Here is a 26263-nt window from a genome sequence, read left to right as displayed (position 1 = left end):
CAAAAAAATTGCACAGCTTATGAAAATCCTGGTAACAAACGACGATGGAATATATAGTCCTGGAATTGCTGCACTGGCGAAAATTGCAGCAAGGTTCGGGGAAGTAAAAATTGTCGCTCCTGACGTAGAGCAATCCTCCATGGGGCACGCGATAACAGCATCCAGACCATTATCTTATAAAAAATCCCCTGTCGATTTCGGCGGAATTGAAGCATACCGGGTAAATGGGACGCCGGCCGATTGTGTTGCATTGGGGCAACATTTGTGGGACAAACCGGATGTAGTTCTTTCGGGGATCAACATGGGACCGAATCTGGGTAATGCCATGTGGCACTCCGGAACGCTTGCCGCTGCGAAACAGGCTGTTCTTTTTGGGTTAAAAGGAATTGCATTAAGCACGCCGACGGACATTGAGCCTGATTTCGACGCGCTGGATCCGTTTGTCGAAAAGACGTTGCATCTGCTTTTCAATAACCCGCATTTAAATCTCATCAATGTGAATTTCCCGCATAACCCGCAAGGTGTGCGCTGGACCCGCCAGTCGGTGAGGCTTTATGATAACAACATCGTCCCCGGCCTCGACCCCATGGGAAGGAAGCATTACTGGTTTACCGTGATCCCGCTGGAACCCGCCGAAGAAGGAACGGACCGGTGGGCAATTGAAAACCATTTTGTATCCATCACTCCGCTTCGTTTGGATCTTACCAATGAAGCTGAGCTGCTGAAAGCCCAACTGGCCTACCCGATTGAGAGTGTGACGCCACAAAACGTTAGTTGATCTAAAAAGCTAACATACCGCACTATACGAATACCGGAATCCTGTCGCACATCGGCAGGATTCTTTTTTATTGAAGTCTTTGTAGTTCAATTAAGGGGTAGAACGGCCAAAAAACAGTCTTACATGCAGACAGTCATTTTTTTCATTCCCTGAATCCAAGAAATCAGTTTATCCTCATTATGGAACAACCCAAAATTGGTAACTACCGCTGGCTTATTTGTGCATTACTCTTCTTTGCAACCACAATCAATTACATCGACAGACAGATTCTCGGATTGTTAAAACCCACACTTGAAACCGAATTTAACTGGACGGAAACCGACTACGCCAATATCGTGATGATCTTCGCGGGTTTTTACGCTGCAGGATACATCGTTTTTGGTAATATCATTGATAAAATAGGCTCGAAAATGGGCTATGCAGTATCCATTGTAATATGGAGCATTGCAGCTGTTTTACACGCATTTGTTGGCAGCACGGCAGGTTTTGCTGCGGTGAGGGCACTTTTGGGCTTAGGCGAAGCAGGTAACTTTCCGGCTGCTGTAAAAGCAACCGCCGAATGGTTCCCGAGACAGCAGCGTGCGCTCGCGACGGGTATATTCAACTCCGGCACCAGCATTGGAGCGGTTGCTGCACCCATTCTGGTTCCCTGGCTGCTCGGTGCATATGGATGGAAAGAAGCGTTTCTGATCACCGGTGCGCTGGGCTTTATCTGGCTGGTTTTCTGGTGGATATTCTATGAAATCCCGTCCCGTCATAAAAAGATCACCGCGGAAGAGTTCGCGTTTATCCATAGCGATGACGAAGATGTGGCTACCACGGACCAAACGCCGATTCACTGGACCAAGTTGCTGACCCTACGTCAATCCTGGGTTTTCATCGTTGGTAAATTCCTGACCGATCCGGTTTGGTGGTTTTTCCTATTCTGGCTGCCATCTTATTTCGCGACCACTTTTTCATTGGATCTCAAAAAGCCGAGTCTGCATTTGGCGATCGTTTATACCGCTACTACCATCGGCAGTATCGCCGGCGGGTATCTGTCATCTCACCTTATTAAAAAAGGATGGGCACCTTTGCGTGCCAGAAAAACAACCTTACTCATCGTTGCATTCGCGGTTTTACCGATCATTCTTGCCCAGTTTGCAACGGATATCTGGGTTGTAGTGGGGATTATCAGTATTGCCACCGCCGCTCACCAGGCTTGGAGCGCCAACATTTTCACCATCGTTTCCGATCTTTTTCCAAAAAGAGCGGTGAGTTCTGTGGTAGGAATCGGCGGAATGGCCGGATCTCTGGGCTCCACATTTTTCCCATTGCTCGTCGGGGCTTTGCTTGACCATTACAAACTGTTGGGTAACATTGGTGCCGGGTATAACATTTTATTCATTATCTGCGGATTAGCTTATATGGTAGCCTGGTTGATCATACATTTCCTCACCACCAATATGAAACCAGTCGAAGAATCGTTAAAGTTGAAATAATACGCGATAAATGAAAAAGTACAGTTATCCTTTCCTATTCCTTTCCATTTCGTTTACACTTTTTTATTGTAAAACAAATAAGCAAACCGTTACCAACCAGTCAACGGCTGCCGAAGTTGCTAAACAAGAAGATGCGCCAGCTGCTGCACCTGGATTATCGCCTTTTATAAAACCGGAAAACACCATTGCCAAAATGCAGGTGGAAGCAGGTTTTGAGGTGAAACTTGTCGCTTCGGAACCTCTGGTCAGCTCTCCGGTGGCTATGCAGTTTGATGACAAAGCCAGAATGTGGGTGGTAGAAATGACCGGCTACATGCCTGATACCATTGGTACGGGTGAAGAAATTCCGAACGGCAACATCGTGATCCTGGAAGACAAAAATCAGGATGGCGTTTACGACGACCGGAAAGTAATCATCGACTCATTGACACTTCCTCGCGCCATATGCCTGATTGACAACGGGATACTGGTTGCCGAACCGACCAATCTCTGGTTTTACGAAATTAAAAATGACAAGGTAGGTAAAAGAGTTTTGGTCGATCCTAAATATACCGAAGGTGGAAACGTCGAACACCAGCCAAATGGCCTTTTGCGCGCCATGGATAACTGGATTTACAATGCAAAATCAGACAAACGCTATCGCAAAGTGAGTGGCAAATGGGTGATCGAGCATACGCATTTCCGCGGACAGTGGGGAATTTGCCAGGACAATTACGGCAGACTTTACTATAATAATAATTCACAGAACCTGCTCGGCGACTATTTCCCGGCCGGTCTCGGAGCCTGGAATAAAAATCAAAGAGGTGTTGCGGGTTACAACGAGAAAGCAGTCGCCAACAACAAAGTATATCCGCTGCACCCCACGCCAGGCGTGAACCGCGGCTATATGAAAAATATCCTTGACGATAGCCTGCGTCTCAATGATTTCACAGCAGCGGCGGGCCCCGTGGTTTACAGAGGAGACTTGTTCGACAAATCGTTCCAGTTCAATGCATTTGTCCCCGAACCTTCCGCAAACCTGATCAAACGCAATATTCTTGCTGAAAACGGGTATGTGGTTAAAGGTCAGCAGGCTTACAAAGGCAGAGAGTTCCTGGCCAGTACCGATGAGCGTTTCCGCCCGGTGAGTCTTTACAATGCACCCGACGGCGCCATGTACATCCTCGATATGTACCGCGGAATTATCCAGCATAAAACCTACCTGACACCATACCTCAAAGACCAGATCGGGAAACGTGACCTTACTCAGCCACTTTCCGCCGGTCGGATTTACAAGGTTGTTCCAAAAAATACCTCTGCAAAACCAGTGCTGATCCCGGACGATGCGAATAAGCTCGTCGCCTTGCTCGGACATGCAAATGGCTGGGTCCGCGACCGAGCGCAGCAAAAGCTGGTGGATGGAAAATACAATCAAACGGTACCCGCATTGCGCGAGGCGATTAAGCAAACTGCCAATCCATTGCTGGCAATTCATGCATTGTGGACCTTAGAAGGCTTAAATTCATTGAAACCGGAAGAGGTAATGGCATGGATCGGGCAATCGTCCTGGGTTTACAAAATGCAGGGATTATCGGCCACCCCGGCAGTATTGACGCCCGGTTCGTACAAGCAATTCGCATCTGCATTTGACGGCCTGATCGACAATAACGATACGCTGGCGGCTCCATATATTGCTTTTATCAGCAAACGCATTGAGGCGATAGATACCACGGCATCGAAGAATCTACTAACCAAACTAGCGGCGAAATATCCGAACAACCGGTATGTGGCCGATGCGGTAATCAGTAATTTACAAGATCGTGAAGAACCATTTCAGAGCGAGCTACTTGCCTCGGCAGGTGACCCGAATTCCCTCCTGAACAAACAGCTGACACGCGTTGTAACAGCAGTAAAAAGTGCACAGAATAACCGGAATCCGGAGGTATTGAAAAAAGAATTTCCAAAAGGCGAAGCATTGTTCACGTCCATTTGTCAGACGTGCCATGGTCCGGACGGTGGCGGCGTGAAATCACTCGCTCCCCCATTGAACCAGTCGGAGTGGGTAACCGGCAATAAAGACAAGCTGATCTCCATTGTACTTTTTGGTCTTACCGGGCCGGTTAAAGTAAACGGTCATGTGTACCAAACCCCCGAAGTGAGTGGTGATATGCCCGGGATCGGTTATGATAAGGATATGCCCAGCGAGGACATTGCGCAGTTGCTGAGCTTCATCAGGAAATCGTGGAGAAACAATGCGGACAAGGTCACCACGGAGGAAGTTGTTAAAATGCGCACGAAACTGACCGGCAGGGAAAAGGCATTTACAGAAGCCGAGTTAAACGGCATCTGATACTGGACAGGAAATCAAAGGTAGGGGAATGTCTCACATCCGAGACACTCCCCTACCTTTGTTATAACCGGTTATGAAAGACACAGTACTCAGGGCCAGCACCACCATGTTCCGCGGAATTGCGACTGTAGTTGCCACAGGAGCCCGGGCCGGGGCGATGTTGAATATAGAGATGATTTTTGAGGGGTGAGGTGGTTTTACTCTAATCTATCCTCAATATCACCAGGAAGCAGTTGTCCAAACGTCTCCATATAAATATGATTCATTGTGGCGTACATGCCTTCTTTTCTATTTCCTACATAATTAGTTAGGTCATCAATCGTGGAATAGTGCATAGAGTTATGAAAGAAACTTCTCCAATCCTCAACTGCTTTATAGACCAATAAAAGTTGTTTGAGATTTACTTCAATTGTTTCCGTTTCTGAAATTAAATCCAATTCGATTTCTATTTCCCGGACTAGCTTTGCTCTCATAATTGTTAATTGCGTTTAAAAAATTTAGCACTTTCGTCTAGTTTCACGTTTCCGTTCAAAATATATTCGATTACGCCGGTCTGAGCATTCTTATTAGTACTTAACCTGTTAAAAGGGACTCTGAACTCTACGTAATTTCTTGCGCTGCCTTTTTTTATACCGTACTTGTCAGCCGCATCAGACGCTGATAGTGGTTTTCCATTAGCCCTTTCTGCAAATACTTTATTCTGGTAACCTTGCTCCCGTATTGATGATCGCATGTTTCGCATCAAAGAGGCAGTCGTTACCAATCTTGCAATCATAATACCGTCTCGACAGATCAATATACCCGGTCCCGACCTGCGTTTCTTTTTTCAGGAAATTATACCGGTTTGCACCATTTCTGGCTGCCTGCGCCTGAACCGGGGCATTCCGATCAATTTCCAGCACAAACGGATAATAATCCGTGTTCTGCAGAATGCGGCCGCGCTCGTCGAAAACCACCCTGACGTTCCCGATATGGTCTTTCAGATAGTAATCAAAACGAATAGTATCTTTCCTGAAAACGGCCTGACCTTCGCTTAATGCCAGTCGTTTGAACGCATTGGCCTGATTATATTCGAAAGCCCCCGCGTATTTAACCATCAGCGTATCAGCAATACGAATGTCTCACATCCGAGACACTCCCCTACCTTTGTTATAACCGGTTATTAAAGACACAATACTCACGGCCAGCACCACCATGTTCCGCGGAATTGTGACTGTAGTTGCCACAGGAGCGCGGGCCGGGGCGATGTTGAATATAGAGATGATTTTTGAGAGGTGAGGTGTTGGGTGTTAGATGTTGGATGATCTGGACGTATTTGTTCAAGGTTGAACGTTTTTTGCTATTTAAATCAGGTTTTTTCGTGTTTCCCTCACCAGAGGCTTTTTGAGCTATTTTTCGTAAATCTCAATCTCTAAATATTTAACCCCACGCTCCTCATAAAAATCCAGGACAATTTCTTTTAATAAATCTTCCTGCGTAAAAGTAATAACGCCAGATAGTAAGGCATCGAAGGAAAAATCAAAATTGAAATCATCGAAGGAGTCCAACAATAGAGATCCACAATCTTTCGAAAGTTTGGTAAATAAGTAGTACTTGGCACCCGATACCTCATTGGCTGTAATAATTTTTCTAAGCTTATCTTTTTCTTCGAATAATATTTTCGCCGAGAATTTTAAATTTTTTGCTAAATTCTTCTGGCGTATCTCGTCTGATACTTCGATAGATAATAAATCGGTAGGATCAACACGAATCACCAAGATTTTATTAAGCTCTGTCACGTACGAGGGTATGTCCTGCTTGTCAAATAGCCTCCTTCGTTTTTGCTCAAACTTTTCCATTAGTAGTCAACTTTTGATTTATCATTACCCAATCTGGGTCTACCATAATTATTCATTTTCACCTTTCCGTCGGCATCTCTTCTTACTGTACCCGCTTCCCAATGGTTTTCATTTGGATGGCTTCTATCCATGGACTGTTGTTGAACTGACTTCAATTCCTTGCCGCCTCATTTTTTAAAAATATCATAGCGATACTCGCTGCCAGACGCATTTTTCGATTGCAAATATGGCTGTTGGCTTGTTAGAATTCCTGCATCTCTCATAGCTTGACGTCTTGCCGCTCGCGATGTTTCTGCAACAAGCTCTCTCCCTGCTTTAACAAACTGCGACTCCGCACTCGAAACCACCCTGACGTTCCCGATATGGTCTTTCAGATAGTAATCAAATCGAATAGTATCTTTCCTGAAAACGGCCTGACCTTCGCTTAATGCCAGTCGTTTGAACGCATTGGCCTGATTGTATTCGAAAGCCCCGGCGTATTTAACCGTCAGCGTATCAGCAACATACGAATGTCTCACATCCGAGACACTCCCCTACCTTTGTTATAACCGGTTATGAAAGACACAATACTCACGGCCAGCACCACCATGTTCCGCAGAATTGCGACTGTAGTTGCCACAGGAGCGCGGGCCGGGGCGATGTTGAATATGGGGATGATTTTTGAGGGGTGAGGTGTGATACGCTTTTTCTATCCTTCAAAAAGCGTATCTACCAATCCTTGCAATATTTTACCTTCTTTTGTTAGATCATAATTAATGTCGAATCCAATTCTTTGCAACTCATCCATTGCCCATTCATGCACCTCGTCCACGATTTCCTTGCTTACCTCAACAAAGAAAAAGCTACCTCTCGCGCTAAATTGCAGTTTTGAATAAAGATCTTCATTCTCTGTCAAGAGACTGTTACTCAGATAATCAAACTCCTCCTTTTTAAGCTTAACTGTCATTGTTCTAATTTCTTTAAAAGATTAATTGCCCTCTTCGTTGAAGTAGGATTAGCAGAAACAATTTTGCCTGTCTGAGGATTAATAACGATCTCTCCAAATTGTCCTACAAATCTCTGACTTTGTCTCCCGGTTGCATCTGTTGCTACTCGGCCAGTTTTCAAAGGGCTTTTTAAGGCATCTAAAATAGCATTTGGTGTCACCCCCCGTTCTAATACCCGATTTATACCATGTCTAGTAAAACCAGTAACTTTCGAGCCGGTAGCGGTTTTTATTCCTTTTGTTACCTCATTGGCTATTTCCTTTCCTACTTTAACAACCTGCGACTCCGCACTCGTCTTCGAAAGCAGATTCCCCGCATTAACAGACCCCGAGCTGATACCTGCGACCAAAGCCGCGTCGCCGATTGCATTTGCCGCTTCTTGGGCTACTCCTGTGACCGAATTGTCAGCAACTTGTCTGTTAATTTGCGTCTCGAAAACTTGTTGTCCATCCTCGACCCTGTATCCAGCCCGGATATTAGAACCCAGTAGCCTTGCTCCCGTATTGATGATCGCATGTTTCGCATCAAAGAAAGCAGTCGTTACCAATCTTGCAATCAGAAAACCGTCTTTGTCCCGGCTATCCGGATACGCGCCATTTGGGTCACTCAGCAAAATCGGATTATTCCATCCGTATTGATAAACCGACTGACTTTCCTGTGATTCGGTAACCGGATCGACCTGCATAAACCTCCCCACCGCCGGATCATAGAACCGTCTCGACAGATCAATATACCCGGTCCCGACCTGCGTTTCTTTTCCCAGGAAGTTATACCGGTTCACTCCATTCCTCGCAGCCTGCGTCTGAACCGGGGCATTCCGGTCTATTTCCAGCCCAAACGGATAATAATCCGTGTTTTGCAGAATGCGGCCGCGCTCGTCGAAAACCACCCTGACGTTCCCGATATGGTCTTTCAGATAGTAATCAAAACGAATAGTATCTTTCCTGAAAACGGCCTGACCTTCGCTTAATGCCAGTCGTTTGAATGCATTGGCCTGATTGTATTCGAAAGCCCCCGCGTATTTAACCGTCAGCGTATCAGCAACATACTTGTGCTTCGTCCCGCCGGCGTCGTAATCGTAGATCAGCGTTTTACCGGCGATCGTGACGGTTTTTGGCAAATTAAGATAATTGTAAGTGAGTACCGCGCCCCGGTTGCCATCACTTGTCACATTTCCATTTGCATCGTAGCTGTAACTGTTAATCCCGCTTTTGACGCCGGTATTATTTCCGGAAGCATCCGTGACAGCCGAAAGCTGATTGCCGATATACGCATATGTCAGATTATCCACGGCGATGCCATTTCGCAGCATGGATCTGATATTTCCATTTTTGTCATAACTGATCCCGCTCTCGGTTTCCTTGTAATTGTTCAGCCCGGCGGAGGTCAACAAACGGTTAGCGCCATCATATAGAAATACCAACCCTTTCTTATATATATTTTCCGCCTTTCCACTCCACTGAATTTCACTGATATTGCCATTGGTGTAGTTGCCTCCACTTGCATACAAAAGTCCAAATGCATAGAACGATGAATCCGGCTCATTTTCCTTGGTTTTGTAATGGGTCCGGCCTTGCGTCAGCCAGTTGCGGATGTTATTTGTATAGGTTGTTCTCCGCCGGAAATTCTTCCCGTCTTCCGAATGAAACCATTTCTGTTGCAGCTCCCCCAACGCATTGTAACGTTGCGCCAACGTCACTGCGGCATGCGATTTGCCGCCGTGATCCAATTTTTCCAGCACATTCAGCAGCCGGTCGGCATGGTCATATTCGAAGGTTTTTGTAAATACGCTCGTCCCGGTAGAAACGGTTTGTTCCGTTTTTTCCTGGGCGACCACAGCGGCCAGATCGTATTTATAATTTGTAGAAACCCGCTCGATCGCGCCAGCTCCCAGATCGTGCAACTCGCGAACCATTTGAATGGGTCTGTATTCCGCATCGTAATAATGCGCGCTGGTCAGCCACATCCCTGCTGCGGTAAGCATTCTTGTGCGGGTCCCGGTTGGCAGATTTTTGGCGGAGACCAGTGCATTGGTTCCGTACGTGTTCAAATAAACCAGATTGGCCGGTTTTGGAAAGGTGTAATCATCATAGTAACTCACAACCAATGCATTGCTTTCGGCAATATTGGGCAATGTATTATTTAAACTGTATCCGATTCCCCCGGCAGTTTTGTCCTCATGATGCACCTGACTTGCATTAAAACTGGCCTGCCATGCCGCTCTCGAAGATGCGGACGTAACTTCACCTGTGAATGCTTCGCGGTTTAAAGCATCGTATTTAGTCAATCCCCACACACCTCTCGCAAGCTGCCCCGCATCCTGGGACATTACCTGCCTGTCGAAGTTGTCGTAGACGAAATTGACAACTCCGAAGCCAGGAAGCTTTTTTGCTACCATTCGCCCGCGATTATCATATTCATTTAAAAAAGCGAAATCAGCGACACTTGCATTGTCCTGATATTGAGGTTGTAGCACCGCACGGAGCTGACTATAATCGTCATAGACAAAGTAAGTGGCCAGGATTTCATTGGCCGAGGCCATTGCTTTCCGACAAACGAGCCTCCCCTGCATATCCGTAAAATCAATGCTAACCTTTCCGTTTTCATCCGTTGTTTGAATTCGGTTCAGCTTCCCCGCTGCATGATCGCCATTTGCGTTGATTGTGAGGAGGATATTGGCATTGGCGGTGTAATTGTAAAGCTTCACTTCCCCGCCAGCATTCACACCATAGCTCAGATTGGCAACGGCGCTTTTGTTGCCGGCAGCTCTTTGCGTCAAGGGCCGGTTTAATGCGGAAAGCTCAAAACCCGTTTCCGAAAACGGTCTCGCAAGATCGGTCGCATCGAGCCCGGCGGAGTTAGCAGTGAAAAAACCGGCCTGTGCGGCGACAGCACCAGCCTGAAACGCACCATTGCTTCCAGTCTCATATGGCAAAAATTGAAATGTCTGCCGCCCAAATGCATCATATGCGATGGGTTGCACCATATCAGATCCGGACGGACTTTGCCCGACCGCAACATGTTGCAGCGGCCTGCCCAGACCGTCGAGGTATTGCACCTGGATATTGACTTTACTTACATCATGCGGACTGGCGCCGGTTTGTTTGAAATTACGGGAAAGAATGTAGTTTTTGCTGCCAGTTTGCCCCAGGCAATAGATGCCCGAAAGGATTAGAAAAAGGGATAAAATATACTTCATGTAGCGTGTCGGTTTTGGATGAATAAATAAATGGCGAGTCAGCAGACTAGTTTTTTACGATCCGGTGTGTGCTCACGGAACCGTTGGACGCATTAATCTGAATGAGGTAACTGCCTGATTTCAAATGCGCGACATCCACAAACCCATTTTCCGCATTGCCCGAAAACCGGACATTGCCTTTCAGATCGTAAATCGTTACCCGACTGACCTTTTCGCCGGATTTGATATATAGCTTATCGCCGGCTACCGGATTTGGATAAACCTGAAGATCATGCTTAAAATGAAGATTTTCAATGCGGCTGTACGCAAAAGTCCCATCCGAATCGACCATTTTGAGCCGATACAAATTTTCGCCGGACATCGGGCTGAGATCTCTGAATGAATAAAGTTCAGCGTCACTGCTCTTGCCGGGGGCGGCCCCGCCGCGGGCAGCAACACTTCCTAGCCGTGTCCAGGATTTCCCGTTACTACTATGCTCAATGTCAAACCGTTCGCTGTTGGTTTCAGAAGAAGTTGACCAGTTTAAAAGCGTGGTTTGCTCGTCTTTGATCGCGACAAAACGGACGAGCGTGACAGGTAATGCGCCACCTTTTGTATCCGGTAAAAGAAAGAGGGCCGGCGGATTGACAATGCCTGTGGCTGCAATTAACTGACAGTCAACTGCCTGTCCCGCGTAATTGTAGCAGTACGAAGCGCGAACCGGGCCATTTACACTGCCCGACCGGACGTTTTTCAACCTGTTCAGTGCATCATAATCGTAGAATGTGGCTTTGCCGTCCGCGTCAGTTACGCTTTTGATACCAACCAGTGGCACATATTGAAACGACCGGGTCTGAGGCATACTCGAATTCAAACCCGTCGTTTCCGACGATACTAGATTCGCATTGCCTCCGCTGGTAAACCAGTCCAGTCCGGTAAGGATGCCATTGCGCGATGTGTGTTGCGTCAGATATCCCCGATTATTATATGCATTAAATGTGGTTTCCGTAAAAACCGGCCCGGCGACATTATTTTCAATTCTTTGCGAGGAAATGACCGACGGCACATAGATGCACGGATTCGAGATCCCCCATGTTCCCGACGCACACCCATAATCCGTTTTCGTCGCCTCAGCCGCATTTCCTTCTTTCACCGTCTGCAAAATAACGGGGCTAATGATATTCGCATTGGTCATAGTGGCGTACGCCGGAAAGTCGAACGGATAGGCGAATGTCGTTTCAACAGACTGCCCCTCGCTGTTTGTGAAAATCTTTGATTTTGGAAATAGATAATCGGCCGGATACTGATAAGTTTCAGTGGTGGAAATGCCGCCACCAGCATTTACATTTTTCACTACTTGCTTCTGTTTCAGCAGCGTCGAGCCGGTTTTGATTGTATAATCAAAAAGCTTGAAGGCATCTTTGGTGTGGCCGCAAACGAGGTGGGCAAAGGAAGGTTCACCCGAGTCTGCATCCGTTGCGAAAGGCTCGATGTATTGCGCCTGCAACGAATCCCGGAGGATCTGATCGTACTGATAGGTTTCCTTTTCAATGGTCGTGTAGTTTCCAGCAATGAAAGCCTGCGGTTCTTTGGACAGCAAATGCGAGCCTTTCCAGAAATCCACATTGGATAAATACCTCAGAACCGGATCGTTGGCAAAGGTCAGACTCGGCGTATCATACGTAAAAACCGTTTTACCCTGATTCGCATTTACATCCCCGACGTATTCGGTCGCATTCGTGTAAAGCACCGGACTGGTTTCAAAATGCGCCGAACCGTCGACGATATCCGAAGAAACTTTGACCACAAACGTGTTCTCAGCTTCGCATCCGCTAAAAATCGGAACGTGTTTATTGGCATAACCCAATGTCCAGAAACTCTCCGTCTGAAATGGATTGAGCCGGATAAAGCCGCACCCGGCACATTGCTCGCCACCGTATTGATAGCTCTTTATCTCCTGCTGCCCCTCGACCTGGTGAATGATCCGTTTCACCCGCAATCCGCCTGCATTAACAGCCGCCCCACCCCACCAGGCTTTGTTACCTTCAAATTCAAACTCGGTAGAACCCGTGGTCGGATACGTAATTTTCTTGATCACATAGTATTTTGTAGCCGTTTCATTTGCCTCGCGATTCGCCGTGCCGGAAGAATATGTGGTCTGCCCACCATTTTTAGCCGAAACCAACACTTTGAAATTGCCGGGGATCAGGCTCGCATTTGCATTCAATCCATTGTAATAGCCCCAATAATCGATGCCTTTCAGGTCCACCGGACTAATGGGAGCCGGTTGCGGAGGTTCGTTGTATTCAAAACTGTGTGTTTCAGAAATCGCACCGGCTGGCACAGCGACCCGCTCGACTTTGGTCAACTTGTAACGTTTCGTATCTCCGGCATACTGCGCCTGCGAAAACGCATGTTTTTGCACGAGGTTGTTGCTAATGTCAAACACCTCCATGGTTTTCAGCTTCGTTCCTTCGTAGGCATTCGGTATGTTTCCATTTTCGTACGTAAAAGCCACTTTTCCATTTTCCCATTCGATGGATTTCAGCAGCGAGACGTAATGCACCGAGGTTACAATGCCCTGATAAATAGTAATTTGAGGAAATGCACTTGCACCGGGCGTTACAAAACCATTCACCGACTGCGGACCATTTCCCAGGTCAAAGCTGCTGATCTTGCCCAGGTCTGTCCGTGATGCGCTCGTGTGATAAATGCCCGTGGCGTATTTCAATTCAATGTGTTCCTTCCCGCCTTGCGAAATGATGTCCGTCAGTAACCAACTGGTGGTGAATGACCTGCCTGCATTTTTCTGATCGGGAATGGTGGTTTCGATCACGTCCGTATTCGCAATCGAGCGTCCGTACCGATAGGTAACCCCTTCTTCATCCACGATTTCGAGGTGCGTCAATGTCGTGTTGAAGGATGCGGAATTGGAGGAGATCTTAACCGGCCGGTATGGGACCGTCACCGGCTTATTTGTTCCGGTGTATGTTCCATTTGCTTCAAAAAGGTTTTTGAGCAAAAATTTCCCGCCACTCGCCGGCATACTGTAATAGAAGATGTCCGGCTGCAAATCCGAGCCCGAAGCCGTTTCGTCGGCAGCGAGCTGTAATTGATAAAATCGTTTGTCCGCATCTGAGGCATTCACGGTGGTGCCGCCGAGCTGGGCGGCCGGAATGAACTTCGCCGGCGTTAATGCAAGCTCGTCCGGATCGCCCACTACCGTTCTCGAAATGCGTCCACCCGCATTCAGCGACCAGCCCAAACCGAGAATTCCGCTGTTTTCTCTCGGTTTAAATCCCGATGCATGGTATGAGATGGAGATTGGCAGTTTCAATTTCCCTGTATTCACCAGGTACAGCGGGACCGAAATGTCGGGTACGCCCGTCACATGCCCGACCGGATAATCACCATATCGCTGGAACGACGCGGATTGCGGCGAAGGCGGCGTGACCTTGGTAAAACCACTTTCCGCCTGGATCGCATTCTGTGGAGATTGCGGACGGTTGGGGATTTGGGATAATGCGGTAAAAGAAGCCGCGACGAATAGAAAGCAAAAAACAATCGGTAAACATTTTGTCATCATCAGCCTGTGGTTTACGTTAAAAATAGAATCCGCGCACATTCCGGAACCGATTTACGGTGACCGGAAATGGCGTCTGTTATTTAGACGTCAAAGGTTCGGAATGGTAACAGAAAATTTCAATGCGGCTTTTTAACGGTAATTCAGTTAACTAACGGTCGGTTTCATGCGATGTCCGGCAACAAGATCGCCGGTGAATAAGCGAGGAGCTTTTAGCTATTAGCTGTTAGCTTTTGGCTTTTACCGATTAGCTTTGTCAGAATTACTGGCAGTCGGCTATCTGCAGTCGGCTATCAGCGGTCGGTATTTGCCGTAAGCCAGATCATTCATTTTAAATCATTAAAGGCTAAAAGCTAACAGCTAAAAGCCAACAGCCAATTCCCCATGTCATTCTACCAAACCGAAGCCCCGATCACCATTACCTGCAACAAACGTCTTGCTCCGATGCTGGAAAAAGAAGTTGCTGATCTTGGGTTTAAAATTCTTGAAACGTTTGTAACCGGCGTTCGTTTGCGCGGCACCATGAACGACTGCATTCGACTCAATCTGAACCTGTACTGTGCAAGTCAGGTACTTTACAGTCTCGGGACTTTTCGCGCGCAGAATGCCAACGATGTCTACCGTTTTCTTTCAGGAATGACCTGGGAGGATATTTTGCCCGACGATGGATATTTCTCGGTGACCAGCAATGTGCAGAATGAGACGATCAACAACAACATGTTCGCCAATGTGAAGGTAAAAGACGCCATTGTCGATCGCATCCGCGATAAAAAGGGCATTCGCCCAGCCACCGGGCCGAGGCAGGATGCAGCGGTCGTACACTTGTACTGGAAAGATGAAAATGCCGAAATCTTCATCGATACATCGGGTGAATCGCTCGCGCGTCACGGCTACCGGAAGATTCCCGGCGCAGCCCCGATGCTTGAAGCGTTAGCCTCGGCCACGATCCTTTCCAGCAGGTGGGACAGGAATTCCGCATTCGTCAATCCGATGTGCGGCTCGGGTACACTCGCCATTGAGGCTGCATTGATCGCCACCAACAGCCGCCCCGGACTTTTCCGTGATAACTTCTCATTTATGCATTTCCAGGGTTATGAGGCTGATTTTTACGATACTGAGCAGATAAAACTGGAAGAGCAGATAAAGGATGTGCCTGATTTACGGATCATTGCAACCGACCACAGCGAGGAAGCGATCGTAAATGCACGCAAAAATGCAATCGCGGCTGGCGTTGCCAAAATGATCGATTTTGAGGTTTGCGATTTTACGGGAACAGAAATTCCAAAAGATCATAAAGGTGTGTTCTTCGTAAATCCTGAATACGGCGAGCGGCTGGGCGACGAGACTGAACTGGAAGAAACATACGCCCGGATCGGCGATTTTATGAAACAAAAATGTGGCGGCTATTACGGTTACATCTTCACAGGAAACCTCGATCTGGCCAAAAAAATCGGTTTGAAACCCAAACGCAGAATCGAGTTTTATACCGGTAAAATTGACTGTCGACTACTAGAGTATGAGCTTTACGAGGGTACAAGGCGGGAATTTACTCCGTTGCCCTTCCCCGAAGGCTGATCCTGTTATGTTTTCTGAAAATTCAATTTTCCGGACCTCCATTCGTTCATTACCTGGTTATCCCAACTCAACTTCCCCTGACAGTCCGGATGAAATGTTCGATTTTGCTTCTGCTTCTTATGACGGTTTGTGCTTCCTGTGATTGGCTTGGGAATAGCCCCAGCTTCGGGGACGACTTCATTACATACACGATCCGCGCCGGCGAACACGAAGTTCAAAATAACCTTAATGCGCCTTTTACGAGCAGTTCAATGCGTTTTCAGGCGCTTTTCGACAGCAGCTGCATTTACCAAAACAAACTTCCGGAAAACCAGAACGACATTAACAAGCTCTACGGCTTTTCCGATTGCAGTTCGCAGCATCAGCAAAACAGTGCACGGTTTGGATGGAATTGGCGGGAAGGCGCATTGCGCATTTACGCTTACATATATGTAAATGGACAGCGTACGGAAAAAGAATTGGGTACCGCAGAATTGAATGAGCCGACTAGCTTCAAAATCGCACTTCAGGATAACAACTACCTCTTCACTTTTCGCGGCGTAGAAACTGCAATGCCACGCCACTGTTCAGGCGGCGTGGGAATTGCATACAAGCTTCTGCCTTATTTTGGCGGCGATGAGCCAGCACCGAAAGAGATTAAAATCAAGATCCGGAATTTGTGATATTGGTATAGATCACAAAAGATTCCGGTGCTACGTGCAACGCCCCGGAGTCGATTTGCCCGGGAAGCGTTTTCTCTCCTTTCCATGTTTCATCCGAAGATGCAATCAACTTATGCCAGACGAGATGGTCGGACGGTAATGCTACTTCCTGACTGGTTTTCGAGAAATTAAGAACCGCAAAAATGTGCTGCTCACCCGAAACCCGTTGAATGCTGATCATTTGCTTTTCTTCAAAAGCTTCGACGCTCAGGGCTTCACGGTCGGTGCTATGTAATGCAGGCTGGCTTTTCCGGAGGCCAATCAGCGTTTTGTAATAAAGTAACATGGTACTATGCGGGTCCTGGTCCAGCAATTCCCATTGCACTTTTGATTCGTTGAACGTCTTTTCAGACATCGGGTCCGGCGCTTCTCCTTCCAAATGGAATGCAGCAAACTCCTGCTTTCTGCCCTTTCGCACTGCATCTGCCAGCTCGTCGTCGGTATGGCTCACGAAATACTGAAACGGATTCGGCTCAGCCCACTCCTCTCCCATAAATAGCATCGGCAGATAGGGACTTGCCAGAACTGCTCCGGCCAACAATTTCTGCATTTCAAAACTGACCAGCTGACTGGTACGCTCACCCAGCATGCGGTTTCCGACATGGTCATGATTTTGGGAAAAAACAATAAACTGCTCTCCGGGATGGCCGTCGGCTTTCACACCGAATTTGCGTTTGCGATGCTCGGAGTAGATCCCATCGAACACATACGCATCTTTATAGGATTTAGCCAGCGATGTGATCGGCTCAAAATCGGAATAATACCCGCTTCTCTGCTGTCCCGACGACACGCGCAGTGCATGGTGAAACTCGTCGATCCATTGCGCATCCATTCCATAACCACCTTTTGAAACCGGATTGATAAACCGCGTGTCGTTCAAATCCATTTCAACGATGAGGTAATGCGTCGTACCGATCTGCCGGGAAAGTGCATCGAGCCGCGTTCGGATTTCCTGCAGCAAATGTACCGGGCTGAAATCTTTGATGGCATGGACCGCATCCATCCGCAATCCGTCGATGTGAAAATCGCGGAACCACATCAGCGCGTTTTCCACGAAATACTGGCGAACACCGTCGCACCACAGATCATCGAAATTGAGCGCGTCGCCCCAGGGCGTGTGATACTTTTCTGTAAAATACGGCCCGTATTCCGCCAGGATATTGCCTTCCGGCCCCATATGATTGTAAACGACATCCAAAATCACGGCGATGCCTTTTTCATGACATGCATCTACGAGTTGCTGTAAACCTTTTGGGCCGCCGTAGGAATCCTGCACGCCATAAGGAAATACACCGTCGTATCCCCAGTTTCTCGAACCTGCAAATTGTGAAACCGGCATAATTTCGATGGCATTGATCCCCAGATCAACCAGGTAGTCCAGCTTTCCGATTACCGCCTCAAACGTACCTTCCGGGGTAAATGTACCGACGTGCAGCTCGTAAAGGATATATTCTTCAAGCGCCGGATTTTGCCAGTTTTTATCCGACCAGGAAAAGTCCCGAAGATCGACCGCCGCAGACGGACCATGAACACCGTCGGGCTGCGACAGCGACGCCGGATCTGGCAGCTTTTTATCTTTGTCAATGACATATTGGTACAAATCTCCCGGCTTCACTTCTTGCGAAGCCAGGTACCAGTAGCCGTAAAACTCCTTGTTGAGCGGCAGTTTTTTATTTTGATCTACCAAAAGTATCTCTACTTCTTCTGCCTCCGGTGCCCACACAAGAATCTGTGCTTCACCGAATTCATTAAACCTTATGCCTGGCAGCCGATGCTGTGGCAGCCGATGCTGCGCCAGCCGATGCTGCGGCAGCCGATGCTGCGGATCTTCGATGTTCATATCTTTTGTTCTTCCAGATTATGCTTAAAAACCATTATCGAGCGGCTCTCTACCCGAACGGATTCGCCGGCTTTATAAGCCTGTCCTTTTTCGCTTACCATTCCACTCGCAGTATCAATAACCTGAATCCATTTGCTTCCGTATTTTTCCGGCGGCAGAGTGTATTGCAAAGGTTCATAATGCGCATTGAAAACCATGTAGAAGCTGTCGTCGTAGATCGGCTCACCTTTGGGGTTCATATGCCGGATCCCTTTCCCATTCAGAAATACGCCCAGTGACTTGGCAAAATCGTGACTCCAGCTTTCCTCCGGCATTTCCTGACCTTCGGGTAAAAACCACGCGATGTCTTCCAGGCCGGCTCCTTTAATGGGCACGCCCCTAAACCAATGTTTGCGTCGGAACGTCGCGTGGGCTTTACAGAATGCAATCAGTTTTTGAGTGAATCCAAGCAGATCATGATCCGCCTGGTCCCAGTTGAGCCACGAGATTTCATTATCCTGGCAATAAGCATTGTTATTTCCTCCCTGCGATCTCCCCCACTCGTCGCCGGCCACCAGCATGGGCACGCCTTGTGATAAAAACAGGGTAGTCAGGAAATTGCGCTTCTGCTTATTTCTCAGCTCAATGATCTCCGGCTCGTCCGTCGGGCCTTCCGCCCCGCAGTTCCACGACCGGTTATGATCGTCGCCATCCATGTTACTTTCATTGTTGGCGAAGTTACGCTTTTCATTATACGTGACCAGGTCATTCAATGTAAAGCCGTCATGAGCGGTAATGAAATTGATGCTGGCAGTCGGATTGCGATCTTCTCCTTTATATAAATCAGAACTTCCTGTGAAACGCTCGGCGAACTCGGCAAGCATACTGTCCGCGCCCCGCCAGTAATCTCGCATGCAATCGCGGTAACGGCCGTTCCATTCAGCCCAGCCGATTGGAAACTTACCTACCTGATAGCCGTCGTCACCGATATCCCAAGGTTCGGCAATGAGTTTTACCTGCGATATGACGGGATCCTGGTGGATGATATCAAAAAAGGCACTCAGCCTGTCCACCGCGTGGAGTTCTCTTGCCAGCGTGGAGGCCAGGTCAAACCGGAAACCATCTACATGCATTTCGGTAATCCAGTAACGCAGACTGTCCATGATCAGGCGAAGAACACTTGGAAGCCTGGCATTGAGCGTATTACCTGTACCGGTGTAATCCATATAGTACCTTCCGTCCATCAGGCGGTAATATGCCATGTTGTCTACCCCCCGAAACGAGAGCGTCGGGCCCATGTGATTGCCTTCGCCGGTGTGATTGTACACGACGTCGAGGATCACTTCAATGCCCGCCTTGTGCATTTCCTTTACCATATTTTTGAATTCCTTCACCTGCTCTCCATGAGTACCCGAGCTGGAATACCGTGCATCCGGCGCGAAGAAACCAATGGAGTTGTAGCCCCAGTAATTGGTCAGGTTATTTTCTTTCAAATGCCGGTCTGCGACAAAGTGATGTACCGGCATCAGCTCAACCGCATTTATGCCAAGCTTTTTCAGATAGTTAATGGACGCAGGATGCGCCATACCGGCAAATGTACCTCTGATTTCCTCCGGAATATCGGGATGGAGATTAGTAAAACCCTTTACATGCGTCTCGTAAATGATGGTATCGTGATATGGAATCTCAGGTGCCTGCACACCTTCCCAGTCAAATTCATGATCAACGACGACGGACTTCGGAATGTAGTTGGCGCTATCCAGTTCACTGAAACTCAGGTCTTCCTCGGGATCGCCGATCACATAGCCGAACAATGCGTCATGCCACTGGATCGTCCCTGAAATCGATTTCGCATAAGGATCGATCAGTAATTTGTTATGATTGAACCGCAGACCGACGCTGGGTTCAAATGGACCATAAACACGGTAGCCATAAAGCTGGCCCGGTTTCAAACCTGGTACATACACGTGCCACACATGGTGTGAGACTTCCCGGATCTGTATTTTGACATTCTCTGTAACACTGTCCGGACTATCAAACAGACATAACTCCACACCCGTCGCATTCTCTGAGTACAGGGCAAAATTCACCCCTTTTTTATCCCAGGTGGCTCCCAATGGGTACGGCTCTCCCGGGTAAACAACGATGTTATCAAGTTTTGACTGATCTACAATTTTCTTATTGGCAATTTTTTTCATACATCCATTAATTAGTTCTCAATACCCTTTTCGCCAGCTAAAACCCTCGTTTTTGGTTTAGCTTAAAACCATTTTTACTCCCCCAAACTGGCATGAGCACACTATTTTATATAAAATTGTGCCAAACAACTTCCTCCTAAACAGGGACGCTTTTCCCGGGACTTAAGAAAAACCCCATTCCAGTAGCTTTATATGGATCATGACCTGCTTTTGAAAATTTACGCACTTCTTGAAAGAACGGAAGAAACCAATGAGAACACCGAATACGATCCTGCGGACGATCCGCTCGTGGAATCGCTCATCTCGCTGGTGAAAGCGAAAGGAAAAACCTCTATTTCAGAAGATTTTGAGACGCCGTATATTCATCCGATGATCACTGTGCAAAAGTGGGCGGCAGAGTTGAAGCAGATTGTCAGCGACTCGCTGAATGAGTACGGGCCAAGGAATTAAAACAGCCTAAATGCGCCAAAATCAGCGTTTCGGGCACGATTTTTATAGTATATTGTTCGATTTAAACGCTTTTCCTACCGGATAGTAGCCTTATTTTTAGGCGTATCTACATCCTGGTTTTACCCTACTTGCATGATTTTAATTGTAGATGACAGGCCGGAGAATATCCTTCCCTTAAAGAGAATCCTGGAACTGCATGGATTTGAGACTGATAGCGCGGAGTCTGGCGAAGAAGCACTGAAAAAAGTATTGAAAACCAATTACTCCGTAATTATTCTGGACGTGCAGATGCCCGGAATGGACGGTTTCGAGGTAGCCGAAGCGATCGGCGGTTTTAGTAAAGCAAAAGACACTCCTATCCTATTTTTATCCGCCGTTAATACCGAAAAACGGTTTATCACGAAAGGGTACAGTTCCGGCGGGATCGATTACCTCACCAAGCCCGTCGACCCGGATATACTTCTTTTAAAAGTACAGACCTTTTACAGGCTATATGAGCAGCAGCAGGAACTTCGGGTGATCCAGGAATCGCTGCGTCAGGAAATTGAGATCAGAAAACGTGCACAAGTGGAACTCGACGGCCGCATTCAGGAACTCCGGTTTATTCTTGAATCACTTCCGCAAATCGCATTTACAGTAAAAACCGATGGCCGGCTTGAATATGTGAATGAACACTGGTTCCAATATTCGGAAGATGCTGAGACATTTCCCCAGGCCCATCCCGACGATCTGGTTTTTGATCGATGGGAAGAGCATTTCAGGGAAGGTGTTGAGTTCTCCATTGAGACCAGGCTGAAACATCTGGGAACGCAGGATTACAAATATTTTCTGCTTAAAGTCATTCCGATCCTGCAAAACAATGTCATTGTTCGCTGGGTTGGCACTTTTACCGACATTCACCAGCAGAAAATGGCCCACGAGCTGCTGGAACATAAGGTCGAGATCAGGACACGAGAGCTTTTGCATAAAAACTCGGAGCTGGAAACGACCAACCACGAGTTACAGCAATTTGCCTGGGTGGTATCTCACGATCTGAAAGAACCGCTACGTAAAATCCAGACGTTCAGCCATCTGATCAAAGAAAAATATTTAAGTCAAAATGAGGAGGCCATTTCCTACCTCAACCGTTCCATTAATTCTTCGGCCAGAATGTCGAGGCTGATCAGCGATCTGCTGGATTATTCACGCTTGTCGGTGAAGGCGGATTTCCAGCCCACCGACCTGAATGCTATGATCGACGAACTTCTGGTTGACTTTGATGAAACGATCCGCGAGAAAAACGCGGTGATTACCGTTGACAAACTCCCGCTGATCGACACAATCCCGAGCCAGATCCGCCAGGTGTTCCAGAATCTGATCAGCAATGCATTGAAATTTTCCAAATCCGACGTTCCGCCGCGGATCACCATTTCGCATGAAATAGTCGACCAGAAAACCCTGACCGGAGGTTCTTCCGCAGATGGTACTTTCTGCCGGATCACGATTTCGGATAATGGGATTGGTTTTGATGAAAAATTCCTGGACCGGATTTTCGTCATTTTCCAGCGTCTCAACAACATCAGTAACTACGAAGGCACGGGGATCGGGCTGGCGATCGCGAAAAAAATAATGGACAAACATAATGGCTTAATTTCTGCACAAAGCGAGGAAAACCAGGGTACGCGGTTTATTCTGGTCTTACCTTTGGCGCAGGAAAAAATCGAAAACGAAACTCAATCTGAAAATCAGTACAACCAAGACCTATGAATAAACCTTCTAACTCGATTATACAGCAGTTACAGATCGTCTTTTCCTTCTCCATTCTACTACTTATTTTCAGCTTGCTGGCGTCGTACTACAGTGCGCAGAAGCTTATCAACAATTCGGAACTCGTAAATCACACCAACGAGGTACTGATCGAGGCGGAAAGCATCATGTCTTATATGAAAGATGCAGAAACCGGTCAGCGCGGCTTTCTGATCACAGCAGACCCCGCCTTTCTGGATCCGTACAATAATGCGTATTCAAAAACCACGACGAGCTTTAACAATCTTTCAATGCTGACGGCGGATAATCCGGCCCAGCAAAAATACCTGCGCGAGATCAAGGCATTGTACGAAGCAAAATTCGGACAAATGCAGAATATCATCGACATGTCGAAAAGAGATCCGGAGTTCAGCGGTAATACGGGAGCAAGGCTTCGTGAAATGATCCGGGGAAAAAAAATAATGGACGACCTGCGCCTGATTGTGCAGAGTGTGAAAGATGAGGAAAATGCCATTTTGGCGGCGCGCCTGGAACAGCAGCAGATCTACATTAAATATACGCCGATCCTCCTGGTTATCGCCGCGCTCGTTTCCATTCTGATCACCGTTTTCGCTTATGTCCGCATTAAGAATGACATGGATAAGCGAATTTTGCAGCAAAATCTCGAAGCCGAGAAATATGCAGAAACCGGAAAAAGAATTCTGCACATTGAACAAGTTACCCAACTTGTCGCAGACGGAGATTATTCTGTTCAGAGCCAGGACGATAAGGATGATGAGCTGGGCAGGATTTCCATCGCACTGAATTCCATGACCAAGTCCCTGGAACAAACGTTCACGGATCTTAACAATAAAAACTGGCTGCAAACCGGAAGTGTGCAGATCAGCGATGCGATCCGCGGCGAGCGGGTCCTGAAAAAGCTGGCGACGAATCTGATGGATACCATTACCGGTTACTCCGGTGCCCAACTGGGTGCCGTTTACATTCTCGACAACGATTGGAATTTTAGACTGACTGCCGCCCACGCCATTCAGGATGCGCCGGAATATTTGCTGAGCGGCGAAGGTCTGGCCGGGCAGGTGATTGAAAGTAAAAAGGTAACTGTCGTACAGGATATACCTGATAATTATCTGACTATCAAATCTTCATTGGGTGAAAGTCGTCCGCGATCGATCGTAATTTTACCTCTGACGTATGCTTATGAATGCATCGGGATCATCGAGCTGGCGTTTCTGAAAGTGCCGGACGAACTGACCATGAAATTCCTCGAGAACAACCTCGAAGCAATAGCTACCGGAGTCAATTCCGCATTGGATTACCTCAAACTTCAGAACTTCCTGGAAGAAACGCAGACGCAATCCGAAGAACTACAGACGCAGCATAATGAGCTTGAAAACCTGAATGCCGAGCTGGAAGCGCAATCTCAGAAGTTACAGGCCTCCGAGGAAGAGTTGCGGGTGCAGCAGGAAGAACTGCAGCAAACCAATGAAGAGCTGGAAGAGCGAAGCGGCTTACTGGAAGAAAAGAACATTGAGATACAAAAAAAAGCAGAAGAACTGGAACTGACCACGCGGTACAAGTCCGAGTTCCTGGCGAATATGTCGCACGAACTTCGCACGCCGCTCAATTCGATCCTGCTGCTGAGCCGGTTGCTTTCGGAAAACGACGAAAAGAACCTCAGTGAAGAGCAGATTGAATATGCTACGGTGATCCAGTCGTCGGGTAATGGGTTACTCGGCTTGATTGATGAGATCCTGGATCTTTCTAAAATCGAGGCGGGTAAAATGGAGCTGGATTATGTCAGCGTTTCGGTTAAAGAAATTGCGGAAGATATCAAATCGTTGTTTTCGCCGGTTGCACGAGAAAAAGGGCTGGAATACGGAATTGATATCCAGAAAGGTGTGCCGCCTGTTATCGAAACGGATAAAATGCGATTGGAACAAATTCTTAAAAATTTGATTTCAAATGCATTGAAATTCACCTCGCAGGGTTCGGTGAAAATTGATATCAAAATGCAGGAGGGTAATGATCGTGTGTTGTGCTTTGCGGTGCGGGATACGGGAATTGGCGTTGCGCCGGACAAACAGCAGCACATTTTCGAGGCATTTCAACAAGCCGACGGCTCCACCAAACGCAAATACGGAGGTACCGGACTGGGACTTTCCATCAGCCGCGAGCTGGTGAAATTATTGGGTGGCGAGCTCTCGCTGACCAGCGTTGTGAACGAAGGAAGTGAGTTCACTTTGTTCCTGCCCATATCCGCCGACGGTGTGGTAAGCGAGCCGGAAACCCGGAATTTTTTCAACAGCCGCCCAGAGGAAACGGAGCCGAAAAAGGAGTCAGAAACGAATCCTAAATACCTCAGCACCAACGTTCCGGAAAGCATTCCCGATGATCGCAACGAGGTGAGCGAAGGCGACAAAGCGATCCTGATCGTTGAAGATGATACGTTGTTTGCCAAAGCACTGCTCGATTACACCCGGAAACAAGGTTATAAAGGAATCGTTTCCGTTCGCGGGGACGAAGGCCTGGAACTGGCCGGAACTTACAAACCTATGGGAATTTTGCTCGATCTGCAATTACCCGTCATGAGTGGCTGGGAGGTCATCGACCGGTTGAAAGCCAACCCGGCAACGCGGCATATTCCGGTCCACATGATGTCGTCACACCGGGTAAAAAACGAGAGCCTGATGAAAGGTGCGATCGATTTTATCGACAAACCAATGGCCGCAGACAAGATGCAGGAAATTTTCAGGAAGATCGAATATGTGATCAGCAAGCAATCCAAAAAAGTGCTGATACTGGAAGATAACTCCATGCATGCTAAGGCATTGGCTTATTACCTGGGCACCTATAATATCAACTCCGAACTGAAAAGCGATATCGTTGCCGGCATCGATGCATTAAACCAGAATGAGGTGGATTGTGTGATCCTGGACATGGGTATCCCGGATAAAAAGGCTTATGAAATGCTGGAAGAGGCGAAAAAGAATCCCGGATTTGAGAATATCCCCATTATCATTTTTACGGGCAAGAGTCTTTCGATGTCGGAAGAACTTCGGATCAAGCAATATGCCGACTCCATTATCGTGAAAACGGCCCACTCCTACCAACGAATGCTCGACGAAGTGTCTTTGTTTTTGCACGTGGTAGAGGAAAACAAAAGGAATACTAATCGTCCCGAACTGAAAAAACTTGGGGGGCTGAGCGAGATCCTGAACAATAAGACGGTGTTGATCGCGGATGATGATGTGCGCAACATTTTCTCACTTTCGAAGTCATTGGAAAACTTCAAAATGAATGTGGTGACTGCATTAGACGGAAAAGAAGCATTGCAGAAGCTGGAAGAAAACCCGGAAGTGGATGTGGTACTGCTCGACATGATGATGCCCCATATGGATGGTTATGAAACGGCAAAACGCATTCGTACCAATCCCAAATGGCGTCATCTGCCGGTAATTGCCGTTACGGCAAAAGCGATGACCGGCGACCGGGAAAAATGCATCAACGCCGGCGCATCCGACTACATTACTAAGCCGGTTGACATCGATCAGCTGATGTCGCTGCTGCGCGTGTGGCTTTATGAGAAATTTTGATTTGT

At 47.5% G+C, this 26263-nt stretch carries 17 protein-coding genes; 8 read left to right on the top strand and 9 right to left on the bottom strand.

The window, feature by feature from the left end:
* The first annotated feature begins 19 nt into the window (after nt 1-19).
* The 3 genes from surE (at nt 20) to LZG72_RS02050 (ending at nt 4588) form a co-directional block, all read left to right on the top strand.
* Nucleotides 20-778 (top strand): 5'/3'-nucleotidase SurE, encoded by a 759-nt coding sequence (surE, locus tag LZG72_RS02060; RefSeq protein WP_233866919.1) that lies wholly within the window; start codon nt 20-22, stop codon nt 776-778.
* 179 nt (nt 779-957) lie between these two features.
* On the top strand, nt 958-2259 hold the full coding sequence (locus tag LZG72_RS02055; protein WP_233866917.1) for an MFS transporter: 1302 nt from the start codon (nt 958-960) through the stop codon (nt 2257-2259).
* A 10-nt stretch (nt 2260-2269) separates the two neighbouring features.
* Nucleotides 2270-4588 (top strand): c-type cytochrome, encoded by a 2319-nt coding sequence (locus LZG72_RS02050; protein WP_233866914.1) that lies wholly within the window; start codon nt 2270-2272, stop codon nt 4586-4588.
* 197 nt (nt 4589-4785) lie between these two features.
* Here the strand turns inward: LZG72_RS02050 and LZG72_RS02045 are convergent, their stop codons facing one another.
* The 7 genes from LZG72_RS02045 to LZG72_RS02015 form a co-directional block, all read right to left on the bottom strand.
* On the bottom strand, nt 4786-5061 hold the full coding sequence (locus tag LZG72_RS02045; protein ID WP_233866911.1) for a hypothetical protein: 276 nt from the start codon (nt 5059-5061) through the stop codon (nt 4786-4788).
* 222 nt (nt 5062-5283) lie between these two features.
* Nucleotides 5284-5685: a hypothetical protein gene (locus tag LZG72_RS02040; RefSeq protein WP_233866908.1), complete on the bottom strand. Its 402-nt coding sequence runs from the start codon at nt 5683-5685 to the stop codon at nt 5284-5286.
* A gap of 291 nt (nt 5686-5976) precedes the next feature.
* Nucleotides 5977-6426 (bottom strand): hypothetical protein, encoded by a 450-nt coding sequence (locus LZG72_RS02035; RefSeq protein WP_233866905.1) that lies wholly within the window; start codon nt 6424-6426, stop codon nt 5977-5979.
* Nucleotides 6427-6593: 167 nt separating this feature from the next.
* Nucleotides 6594-6944, bottom strand: a complete 351-nt coding sequence (locus LZG72_RS02030; protein WP_233866902.1) for a hypothetical protein — start codon at nt 6942-6944, stop codon at nt 6594-6596.
* Between the two features lie 170 nt (nt 6945-7114).
* Complete coding sequence (locus LZG72_RS02025) at nt 7115-7372, bottom strand: hypothetical protein (RefSeq protein ID WP_233866899.1); 258 nt, start codon at nt 7370-7372, stop codon at nt 7115-7117.
* Nucleotides 7369-10611, bottom strand: coding sequence for a DUF6443 domain-containing protein (locus tag LZG72_RS02020; protein WP_233866896.1), 3243 nt, complete (start codon nt 10609-10611; stop codon nt 7369-7371). Before LZG72_RS02020 ends, LZG72_RS02025 begins: the two co-directional genes overlap by 4 nt.
* Before the next feature lie 46 nt (nt 10612-10657).
* Nucleotides 10658-14176, bottom strand: a complete 3519-nt coding sequence (locus LZG72_RS02015) for a T9SS type A sorting domain-containing protein (RefSeq protein ID WP_233866893.1) — start codon at nt 14174-14176, stop codon at nt 10658-10660.
* Between the two features lie 381 nt (nt 14177-14557).
* On the opposite strand from LZG72_RS02015, the gene LZG72_RS02010 reads away from it, so the two are divergent.
* A complete protein-coding gene (locus LZG72_RS02010; RefSeq protein ID WP_233866890.1) occupies nt 14558-15748 on the top strand; it encodes a class I SAM-dependent RNA methyltransferase in 1191 nt (396 codons plus the stop codon).
* Nucleotides 15749-15852: 104 nt separating this feature from the next.
* Nucleotides 15853-16410 carry a hypothetical protein gene (locus tag LZG72_RS02005; RefSeq protein WP_233866887.1) on the top strand — a complete coding sequence of 186 codons (558 nt, stop codon included), beginning with the start codon at nt 15853-15855 and terminating at the stop codon, nt 16408-16410.
* On the opposite strand, the gene treZ is transcribed toward LZG72_RS02005, so the two are convergent.
* Nucleotides 16391-18289: a malto-oligosyltrehalose trehalohydrolase gene (gene treZ, locus LZG72_RS02000; RefSeq protein ID WP_233866885.1), complete on the bottom strand. Its 1899-nt coding sequence runs from the start codon at nt 18287-18289 to the stop codon at nt 16391-16393. The two genes, LZG72_RS02005 and treZ, sit on opposite strands and share 20 nt — an antisense overlap.
* Nucleotides 18286-20466 carry a glycogen debranching protein GlgX gene (gene glgX, locus LZG72_RS01995; protein ID WP_233866883.1) on the bottom strand — a complete coding sequence of 727 codons (2181 nt, stop codon included), beginning with the start codon at nt 20464-20466 and terminating at the stop codon, nt 18286-18288. The genes treZ and glgX overlap by 4 nt, the downstream gene beginning before the upstream one ends.
* Before the next feature lie 192 nt (nt 20467-20658).
* Here glgX and LZG72_RS01990 point away from each other — a divergent pair, with 192 nt between their 5' ends.
* From LZG72_RS01990 to LZG72_RS01980, 3 genes are all read left to right on the top strand, one after another.
* Nucleotides 20659-20916: a hypothetical protein gene (locus LZG72_RS01990; RefSeq protein WP_233866881.1), complete on the top strand. Its 258-nt coding sequence runs from the start codon at nt 20659-20661 to the stop codon at nt 20914-20916.
* Between the two features lie 132 nt (nt 20917-21048).
* The gene (locus tag LZG72_RS01985) at nt 21049-22662 is read left to right on the top strand and encodes a response regulator (protein WP_233866879.1); all 1614 of its coding nucleotides are present in this window, start codon (nt 21049-21051) and stop codon (nt 22660-22662) included.
* Entirely contained in the window at nt 22659-26258 is a 3600-nt protein-coding gene (locus LZG72_RS01980) for a response regulator (protein ID WP_233866877.1), read from the top strand. Before LZG72_RS01985 ends, LZG72_RS01980 begins: the two co-directional genes overlap by 4 nt.
* Nucleotides 26259-26263: the final 5 nt, after the last annotated feature.

Origin of the sequence: Dyadobacter sp. CY323 (assembly GCF_021390245.1) — a bacterium.
GTDB lineage: Bacteria > Bacteroidota > Bacteroidia > Cytophagales > Spirosomataceae > Dyadobacter.
This window is presented reverse-complemented; position numbering and strand designations above follow the sequence as displayed.

Coding starts and splice junctions, on each gene's coding strand:
- LZG72_RS02050 (WP_233866914.1), top strand. CDS start 2,270: ATGAAAAAGTACAGTTATCCTTTCCTATTCCTTTCCATTTCGTTTACA.
- treZ (WP_233866885.1), bottom strand. CDS start 18,289: ATGAACATCGAAGATCCGCAGCATCGGCTGCCGCAGCATCGGCTGGCG.
- LZG72_RS02020 (WP_233866896.1), bottom strand. CDS start 10,611: ATGAAGTATATTTTATCCCTTTTTCTAATCCTTTCGGGCATCTATTGC.
- LZG72_RS01985 (WP_233866879.1), top strand. CDS start 21,049: ATGATTTTAATTGTAGATGACAGGCCGGAGAATATCCTTCCCTTAAAG.
- glgX (WP_233866883.1), bottom strand. CDS start 20,466: ATGAAAAAAATTGCCAATAAGAAAATTGTAGATCAGTCAAAACTTGAT.
- LZG72_RS02040 (WP_233866908.1), bottom strand. CDS start 5,685: ATGGTTAAATACGCGGGGGCTTTCGAATATAATCAGGCCAATGCGTTC.
- LZG72_RS02055 (WP_233866917.1), top strand. CDS start 958: ATGGAACAACCCAAAATTGGTAACTACCGCTGGCTTATTTGTGCATTA.
- LZG72_RS02025 (WP_233866899.1), bottom strand. CDS start 7,372: ATGACAGTTAAGCTTAAAAAGGAGGAGTTTGATTATCTGAGTAACAGT.
- LZG72_RS02015 (WP_233866893.1), bottom strand. CDS start 14,176: ATGATGACAAAATGTTTACCGATTGTTTTTTGCTTTCTATTCGTCGCG.
- LZG72_RS02045 (WP_233866911.1), bottom strand. CDS start 5,061: ATGAGAGCAAAGCTAGTCCGGGAAATAGAAATCGAATTGGATTTAATT.
- LZG72_RS02035 (WP_233866905.1), bottom strand. CDS start 6,426: ATGGAAAAGTTTGAGCAAAAACGAAGGAGGCTATTTGACAAGCAGGAC.
- LZG72_RS02010 (WP_233866890.1), top strand. CDS start 14,558: ATGTCATTCTACCAAACCGAAGCCCCGATCACCATTACCTGCAACAAA.
- surE (WP_233866919.1), top strand. CDS start 20: ATGAAAATCCTGGTAACAAACGACGATGGAATATATAGTCCTGGAATT.
- LZG72_RS01980 (WP_233866877.1), top strand. CDS start 22,659: ATGAATAAACCTTCTAACTCGATTATACAGCAGTTACAGATCGTCTTT.
- LZG72_RS01990 (WP_233866881.1), top strand. CDS start 20,659: ATGGATCATGACCTGCTTTTGAAAATTTACGCACTTCTTGAAAGAACG.